Annotated in this window: 7 protein-coding genes; 6 read left to right on the forward strand and 1 reads right to left on the reverse strand. The window is 70.7% G+C overall.

The window, feature by feature from the left end; all coding sequences use genetic code 11:
- Nucleotides 1–91 precede the first annotated feature (91 nt).
- From ACWED2_RS21515 to ACWED2_RS21530, 4 genes are all read left to right on the forward strand, one after another.
- On the forward strand, nt 92–691 hold the full coding sequence (locus tag ACWED2_RS21515; protein ID WP_449692247.1) for a cell division protein SepF: 600 nt from the start codon (nt 92–94) through the stop codon (nt 689–691).
- A 115-nt stretch (nt 692–806) separates the two neighbouring features.
- Nucleotides 807–1085, forward strand: coding sequence for a YggT family protein (locus tag ACWED2_RS21520; RefSeq protein ID WP_176178304.1), 279 nt, complete (start codon nt 807–809; stop codon nt 1083–1085).
- 54 nt (nt 1086–1139) lie between these two features.
- Nucleotides 1140–1994, forward strand: a complete 855-nt coding sequence (gene wag31 / locus ACWED2_RS21525; RefSeq protein WP_086845971.1) for a DivIVA-like cell division protein Wag31 — start codon at nt 1140–1142, stop codon at nt 1992–1994.
- Nucleotides 1995–2112: 118 nt separating this feature from the next.
- Complete coding sequence (locus ACWED2_RS21530) at nt 2113–2694, forward strand: hypothetical protein (protein ID WP_449692248.1); 582 nt, start codon at nt 2113–2115, stop codon at nt 2692–2694.
- 162 nt (nt 2695–2856) lie between these two features.
- Here ACWED2_RS21530 and ACWED2_RS21535 read toward each other — a convergent pair whose 3' ends face one another.
- A complete protein-coding gene (locus ACWED2_RS21535) occupies nt 2857–3603 on the reverse strand; it encodes an ArsR/SmtB family transcription factor (protein ID WP_449692249.1) in 747 nt (248 codons plus the stop codon).
- Nucleotides 3604–3668: 65 nt separating this feature from the next.
- Here ACWED2_RS21535 and ACWED2_RS21540 point away from each other — a divergent pair, with 65 nt between their 5' ends.
- Nucleotides 3669–4958 (forward strand): MFS transporter, encoded by a 1290-nt coding sequence (locus ACWED2_RS21540; protein WP_449692250.1) that lies wholly within the window; start codon nt 3669–3671, stop codon nt 4956–4958.
- Between the two features lie 238 nt (nt 4959–5196).
- Entirely contained in the window at nt 5197–8358 is a 3162-nt protein-coding gene (ileS, locus tag ACWED2_RS21545; protein WP_449692251.1) for an isoleucine--tRNA ligase, read from the forward strand.
- Nucleotides 8359–8428: the final 70 nt, after the last annotated feature.

The raw sequence follows: 8428 nt of genomic DNA on the forward strand, positions 1-8428 counted from the left end.
GCGGTCGTCACGTTTCGTGTCCGCCCGCGCGGGGCACTGACGGCGTGGAGATCGAAAGTCAGTGCGGGAGCGGCTAGGGCTAGGGAGAGGCATGAGCGCGCTGCAGAAGCTGAAGGCCTACTTCGGGATGGTGCCCGCAGACGACGACGGCTACGACGACGGGGACGACTACCGGCGCGGTTACGACGACGACTACGACTCCTACGAGGAGCCGGCCCCGCGGTCGTCGCGTTCACGGTACCGCGAGGTCGACGACACGTACGACGAGCCCGTCAGCCGCAGCCGGTCACGCTCCGTGGCCGGCTCCGAGCCCGCTGTCCACGGCGCGCTCGCCATGGACCGCCAGCCGGAGCCGGTGGCGCGCCTGCGACCGGTCGTCGAGCCGGTCGTGCGCCAGCCGGTGCGTGATCCGCTGAGCCGCATCACCACGCTGCACCCGACCAGTTACGCGGAGGCGCGGGCGATCGGGGAGCACTACCGCGAGGGCATCCCGGTGATCATGAACCTCACCGAGATGGAGAACGCGGACGCGAAGCGGCTTGTCGACTTCGCCGCCGGGCTGGCGTTCGCGCTCAGAGGGTCGATGGACAAGGTCACCAACAAGGTGTTCCTTCTCTCACCGCCCGATGTGGACGTCACCGCGGAAGACCGCCGGCGGATTGCCGAGGGCGGATTGTTTTTGCGGGGCTGAAGTCGGCGTTACCGCTGAGCGCAAGCAGACGTGACTTTGCCGACCCGATCCGGGGTCGGCCCCCTCAACTGCGTCTTCGGAGAGGACGCCCGGTTAGAGTAGGCATGTGGAAGCTGTGTGGCTGGTCGTCTGGTACGTGCTGTTCGCCTTCTGGCTGCTGCTGACGGCGCGGATCGTGGTCGAACTCGTCCGGACCTTCGCGCGTGAGTGGCATCCGGCCGGAGGGGTTGCGGTCACGCTCGAGACCATCTACACAGTGACGGACCCGCCGGTCCGCTTGTTCAGGAGGATCATTCCGATGGTCCGGATCGGCGGCGTCGGACTGGACTTGTCGATTATGGTGCTGCTGTTGGTTGTGTTCTTCGCGATGCAACTGGCGACTCCTTCAAGTTGATCGGGGAGACTTGGAGTGGACCCTGCAGGCCCATGGAGTGCGTGAGGTGATCTGATGTCGTTGACCCCCGCTGACGTGCATAACGTCGCGTTCAGCAAGCCGCCCATCGGCAAGAGGGGCTACAACGAGGACGAGGTGGACGCGTTCCTCGACCTGGTGGAGACCGAGCTGGCCCGGTTGATCGAGGACAACAACGAGCTGCGCCAGCAGATGGAACAGCTCGACGCGGAACTCGAGTCGACCCGTAGCGAGCTGGAGAACGCCAAGGCGAACGTCGGCGCGCCCCCGATGCGCGAAGAGCCGTCGCGGCGCCTGGCGCCGGTGCCGCCGCCGCAGTCGGCCATGGAGCAGACCCAGGCGCACTCGATGGTCGGCGACAGCACCGAGCCGAACGTGCAGGCCGCCAAGGTCCTGGGCCTGGCCCAGGAGATGGCCGACCGGCTCACCGCCGAGGCGAAGACCGAGTCCGACGGGATGCTGGCCGAGGCCCGCACCAAGTCCGAGCAGCTGCTTTCGGATGCCCGGGCGAAGTCCGACTCGATGGTGAACGAGGCTCGCACCCGCGTCGACACGATGCTGAACGACGCGCGGACCCGGGCCGAGACGCTCGAGCGTCAGGCGCGTGACAAGGCGACCACGCTGGAGCGCGAGTCGCAGCGGAAGTATACCGAGACGATGAACAGCCTGAACTCCGAGAAGAGCGGGCTGGGCAAGAAGATCGAAGAGCTGCGCACGATCGAGCGGGAGTACCGCACGAGGCTGCGCGGGTTCCTCGAGTCCCAGCTGCGCGAGCTCGACGACCGCGGTTCCGCGGCGCCCGCGTCGGCGTCGTCGAACTCCGGGCAGTCGTCCGGTTCGACGAGCGGCGGGCAGGGGTACTCCTTCGGCCCGCGGGCCGAAGCCGGCTGAGGTTCTCCGACCGTGTGGTCCACCCCGCTTCCGGGGTGGACCACGGTTCGGAGTCGATCCGGTACCACCCGTGGGCGGGTCGTGGTCCGCTCCCGGGTCGTTCGTGTTGTAATTCAGCGTGCTTTACATCGTGCTGGTCCTGGTACTGGCGGCTCTGGGGTTGCTCGTCACCGCGCTGATCACGGCCTCTTCGCTGTGGGCGTGGGTTTCCATCGGCCTGTCCGTGCTGGCCGGGCTGATCCTGGTCGCCGACTGGCTGCGCCGCCGTCGCCGATCCGCCGCACCGCCGGCCGCTCGGGCTCTGTCCGCGCGGGCAGAGCCCGAGGCGTTGCCCGCCTCGGAAGCGGCCACGCCGGAACCCGAGGAAGAACAGACCACCCTGATCCCGGCCTCCGGCGACCTGGGTGACCCGGCCGACACGCCCGAGCCCGACCCGGCGGACGCTTCAGCCGAGGACGAAACGAGCGCCGATGCCGAGCCGGGCGTCGAGGAAACCCCGGAGGAAGACGCCGCCATCCTGGCCGACCTCGAGGACGAGGTCGTGGTGGTCGACGAGCACCCCCGCTACCACCTCCGCACCTGCCCCTGGCTCGGCCCCCGCGACACGATCCCGATCGGCGTCGGCGAGGCCCGCCAGCTCGGCTTCACCCCCTGCGACCGCTGCCGCCCCAACGCCACCCTGGCCGCCGCCCACCACTGAGCCGTGATGCCCCTCCAATCACGCGTGATGCCTCCCGAATCACGCGTGATGCCCGCCGGATCTCACGTGATCGAAGCCGGAACCGGCGTGATTGAAGCCGGAACTCGCGAGTCACGGCCTCAATCACGCGAGTTACGGCCCTGATCACGCGAGTTCCGGGTTTCAGGCGGCGAGGTCCGCGAGGCCCAGGTGGGTTTTCAGGGCTTGGGTGCCTGCCGGGGTGAGGCGGAGGGCGCGGTGGGCCTGCGCGCGAGGCGTCACCCAGCCCGCGTCGAGGAAGCGGGTCGCCACCGCCGCGCCCAGCGCGCCCGCCAGGTGGTGACGCTGCTCGCTCCAATCCAGGCAGAACTTCAGCAGGGGACGGCGACCCGCCGCGGCGAGGTCCAGGTCCACGCCCAGCGCGCCGAACACCGGAGCGGCCGCCGGACCCAGCGTGTACGGGTGTTCGTGCAGCGGAGCCGAAAGCCGGTCGCCCGGCCGCCGCCGCGTGTCGGAGAGCCCGGCCAAAGCGCCGCGCGCCAGCAACGCCGCCGTGACCGCCACTCCGAGCCGGCCCGCGAGGTGGTCGTAGCACGTCCGGGCCGTCCGCAGCGCCTCCGCCCGCGTCCCCTCGCGCAACGACGTCACCGGCTGGGACGGCGAACACCGCGCCAGCGTCTCCAGCAGTTCCGCGGTGTCCGGGCCGGCCAGCCGGTAGAACCGGTGCCGCCCCGACTTCTCGGCGACGACCAAGCCCGCCGACCGCAGCTTCGCCAGGTGCGCGCTGACGCCCTGCGCCGACAACCGGGCCTCGGCGGCCAGCACCGACGCCGCCAGCGCGCGGCCGTCGGCGAGCGCGAGCAGCACGCGGACCCGCGCCGGGTCCGCGAACAGCGCGGCCGTGCGGGCGATGTCGGCGTCACCTTCCACGCCTCCAGGGTGCCCCCGGCACGCTTCCACGCAACCGGAAGTGTCCGCGCGGTCCACTGGCGGGCATGCTGCTGCTCACCATGTGCGCCGGGATGTTCCTGGTCCAGCTGGACGTCACGGTCGTCAACGTCGCCCTGCCCAGCATCGGCACCGACCTCGCCGCGCTGCAGTGGGTGATCGACGGCTACGCGGTCGTCCTGGCCGCCCTGCTGCTCACCGGCGGGGCCCTCGGTGACGTCTTCGGGCACCGCCGGGTGGTCGTCGCGGGCTTCGCGCTGTTCGGCGCGGCATCGGCCGCGTGCGCGCTCGCCGGGTCGGTGCCGTGGCTCGTCGCCGCGCGAGCCGGCCAGGGCCTGGGTGCCGCGCTGCTGCTGCCGGGCACGCTGGCCGTGATCACGAACGCCCACCCCGGACGCGCCGAGCGCGCGCGAGCCCTCGGCATCTGGGCCGGGGTGTCGGCGCTGGCGCTGGCGGCGGGCCCGGTCCTCGGCGGGGCGATCGTCGCCGCGGCGGGCTGGCGGCCGGTGTTCTGGCTCAACGTCCCGATCGTGCTGGCGGCCGCCGTCGCGACCCGCCGGCTCCTGCCGCGCGGCGACCGCGGGCCGGGCCGGATCGACTTCGCCGGCATCGCGACGGCCGCGCCCGCGCTCGGCGCCGGGGTTTACGCGGTCATCGACGCGAACGTGCTCGCCGGGGTGCTCGCGGTCGTCCTGCTGGGGGCGTTCCTGGTCGTCGAACACCGGTCGGCGCACCCGATGCTGCCGCCGGCCGTCGCCCGGCGAACGGCGTCGGCGAACTTCGTCGCGGCGACGATGAACTTCGTCGGCATCGGCACGATCCTCGTGCTCACGCTGTACCTGCAGAACATCCGGCACGCGTCGCCGCTGGAAGCCGGGCTCGAGGTGCTGCCGCTGTTCGGCCCGCTCTCGCTGCTGGCTCCCGTCGCGGGCCGGCTCACCGGCCGCTCCGGCCCCCGCCCGCTCATGGTGGCGGGCTTGGCCCTGGGCGCGCTCGGAATGCTGAACCTGGTGCTGGTGAACGAAAACAGCGGCTACCCGGCCCTGCTGCCGACGCTGCTCGGGCTCGGCATCGGGATGGGCCTGCTGACCCCGGCGGTGGTGGCGGCCGCGGTCGCCGGCGTCCCGCCCGATCGCGCGGGGGTGGCGAGCGGCGTCACCAACACCGCCCGCCAGGCCGGCGGCGCGCTCGGGGTGGCAGTGCTGGGCGCGGTCGTGGACGGCCCGTTCGTCACCGGCCTGCACGAGGTGGGCCTGATCGCGGGCACGCTCTGGCTGGTCGCGATCGGCGTGACCGTACGTGCCCCTCGTGACAACCCGGTTGCGCGGGCCGGTTAACCTGGTAGGCAACAGGCGTCGATCCGGCCATCACCGGGGAGCCTCCGGAAGAACCGAGCGTCACCGCTCTCAGTAGAACCGGACGGGTGCGGCCCGTGACAGCCGTCGAATGAGCGGCCCGGGAGCACCTGCCGGGCAAGCGGGGTGGTACCGCGGAGCGCTGAAAGTGTTTCGTCCCCGTGTGGGTGACCGGGAGCCCGGTCGTCCGTACGCGAGAGACGAACCGAGGAGCACCCGGATGTACCCCCAGGCCCAGCTCGGCGACGGCGCAGGAGTCCCGTCGCAGCCGTCGTTCCCCGACCTGGAGAAGCAGGTCCTCGCCTACTGGGAGAGCGACCGGACCTTCCAGGCGACGATCGACGCGCGCCCCGCGGGCGAAAAGGGCGAGAACGAGTACGTCTTCTACGACGGCCCGCCCTTCGCCAACGGCCTGCCGCACTACGGCCACCTGCTCACCGGGTACGTCAAGGACCTGGTGCCGCGCTACCAGACGATGAAGGGCCGCAAGGTCGAGCGCCGCTTCGGCTGGGACACCCACGGCCTGCCCGCCGAGCTCGAAGCCATGCGTCAGCTCGGCATCACCGAGACGTCCGAGATCGAAGAGATGGGCATCGCGAAGTTCAACGCGGCTTCGCAGGAGTCCGTCCTCCGCTACACCGACGAGTGGCGCGAGTACGTCACCCGCCAGGCGCGCTGGGTCGACTTCGACAACGACTACAAGACCCTCGACGTCACCTACATGGAGTCGGTGCTGTGGGCGTTCAAACGCCTGTGGGATAAGGGTCTCGTCTACGAGGGCTACCGCGTCCTGCCGTACTGCTGGCGTGACGCGACGCCGCTGTCCAACCACGAGCTGGGCATGGACTCCGACGTCTACCGCAACCGCCAGGACCCGGCCGTCACGGTCGGTTTCCGAATGCAAGACAACGACAATGCCGTCCTTGACGGTGCGTACCTGCTGATCTGGACCACGACGCCGTGGACGCTGCCGTCGAACCTCGCCACCGCGGTGCACCCGGACGTGCAGTACGTCGTCGTCGAGCACGACGGCAAGCGGTTCCTGCTCGCCGAAGCGCGCGTTGCCGCGTACGCGCGGGAGTTCGGCGAAGAGCCGACGGTCGTCGCGCACTACACCGGCACCCAGCTGCTCGGAACCCGTTACGCCCCACCGTTCCCGTACTTCACCGGCACCGAGAACGCCCACCAGGTGCTGGCCGCCGACTACGTCACCACCGACGACGGCACCGGGATCGTCCACATCGCCCCCGCCTACGGTGCCGACGACAAGCTCGTCACCGACGCCGCCGGCATCCCGCCGGTGACGCCGGTCGACGCGCACGGCAAGTTCGACGCCACCGTGCCGGACTACGAGGGCCAGCAGGTCTTCGACGCCAACCCGAACATCGTGCGGGACCTCAAGAACGGCACGGGATCCGCGGCGCAGCAGGGTGCCGTGCTGCTGCGGCACGAGACCTACGACCACAGCTACCCGCACTGCTGGCGCTGCCGGAACCCGCTGATCTACCGCGCGGTTTCGTCGTGGTTCGTCGCGGTGACGCAGTTCAAGGACCGGATGGTCGAGCTCAACCAGCAGATCACCTGGTACCCGGAGAACGTCAAGGACGGCCAGTTCGGGAAGTGGCTGGAGAACGCCATCGACTGGTCGATCTCCCGCAACCGGTACTTCGGCACGCCGATCCCGGTGTGGCAGTCCGACAACCCCGAGTACCCGCGCACCGACGTCTACGGCTCGCTCGACGAGCTCGAGGCGGACTTCGGCGTGCGGCTGGACAACCTGCACCGGCCCTACATCGACGAGCTGACCCGGCCGAACCCCGACGACCCGACGGGGCAGTCCACCATGCGCCGCGTCCCGGACGTCCTCGACGTCTGGTTCGACTCGGGCTCGATGCCGTACGCCCAGGTGCACTACCCGTTCGAGAACGCCGAGTGGTTCGAGCACCACTACCCGAGCGACTTCATCGTCGAGTACATCGGGCAGACCCGCGGCTGGTTCTACCTGCTGCACGTCCTGGCCACCGCGCTGTTCGACCGGCCGGCGTTCCGCACCTGCGTCTCGCACGGCATCGTGCTGGGCTCGGACGGCGCGAAGATGTCCAAGTCGCTGCGCAACTACCCGGACGTCAACGAAGTCTTCGAGCGCGACGGCTCCGACGCCATGCGCTGGTACCTGATGGCGAGCCCGATCCTGCGCGGCGGCAACCTCGTCGTCACCGACAAGGGCATCCGCGACGCCGTCCGCCAGGCCGTGCTGCCGCTGTGGAACTCGTACTACTTCCTCGCGCTGTACGCGAACGCCGAAGGCGTGGAAGGGAAGTGGCGCACGGACTCGCCGAACGTGCTCGACCGGTACGTCCTGGCGAAGACGCACGAGCTGGTCACCGACGTCGAGTACGCGATGGACAGCTACGACGTCGCGGGCGCGTGCCAGACCGTCCGTGACTTCCTCGAGGTCCTGACGAACTGGTACGTGCGCCGCTCGCGCGACCGCTTCTGGGCGGGCGACCAGGACGCGATCGACACGCTGCACACCGTGCTCGAGGTGACGTCGCGGGTCGCGGCGCCCCTGCTGCCGCTGACCACCGAGGTCGTCTGGCGCGGGCTCACCGGCGGCCGTTCGGTGCACCTGACCGACTGGCCGAACGCCAACGACCTGCCCGCGGACGCCGCGCTGGTCCACGCGATGGACCGGGTGCGGCAGGTGGCGTCGTCGGCGCTGTCGCTGCGGAAGGCGAACAAGCTGCGCGTGCGGCTGCCGCTGTCGTCGCTGGTCGTGGCGGCTTCGGACGCGGAGACGATGGGCGCCTTCGCCGACATCCTGCGCGACGAGGTGAACGTCAAGGCGGTCGAGCTGACCACCGACGTCGCCGCGCACGGCGGGTTCGAGGTCGCGGTGAACGCCCGCGCCGCCGGCCCGCGCCTGGGCAAGGACGTCCAGACGGTGATCAAGGCCGTCAAGGCGGGGGACTGGTCGTTCCAGGGCGGCGCCGTGGTCGCGGCCGGGATCGCCCTGCAGGAGGGCGAGTTCGAGCGCCGGCTGGTCGCCAAGGGCGGCGGCGCGGCGGCGGAACTGCCCGGCGGCTCCGGCCTGGTCCTGATCGACACCGAGGTCACGCCGGAGCTGGCGGCCGAGGGCCTGGTCCGCGACCTGGTCCGGGTCGTGCAGCAGGCGCGTCGCGATGCCGGGCTCGACGTCGCCGACCGGATCGCGCTGACCGTCGACGCGCCCGCCGAGGTCGTCGAAGCGGCCCGGACGCACGAGGAGTTCCTGGCCTCGGAGACCCTCGCCACGTCGGTGACCCACGGCCCGGCCGGCGAGGGCTTCGCCGGCACGGTCGGCGACGGCACCAAGGTCACGGTCGCGGTCGTAAAAGCCTGACACGGTCGTGAGTGGTAAGTAGGGTTAGAACCCGACTTACCAAACACGACCGGGGTGGGGTTGGGGGAGG

This window comes from Amycolatopsis sp. NPDC005003 (assembly GCF_053600695.1).

Coding starts and splice junctions, on each gene's coding strand:
- ACWED2_RS21515 (WP_449692247.1), top strand. CDS start 92: ATGAGCGCGCTGCAGAAGCTGAAGGCCTACTTCGGGATGGTGCCCGCA.
- wag31 (WP_086845971.1), top strand. CDS start 1,140: ATGTCGTTGACCCCCGCTGACGTGCATAACGTCGCGTTCAGCAAGCCG.
- ACWED2_RS21540 (WP_449692250.1), top strand. CDS start 3,669: ATGCTGCTGCTCACCATGTGCGCCGGGATGTTCCTGGTCCAGCTGGAC.
- ileS (WP_449692251.1), top strand. CDS start 5,197: ATGTACCCCCAGGCCCAGCTCGGCGACGGCGCAGGAGTCCCGTCGCAG.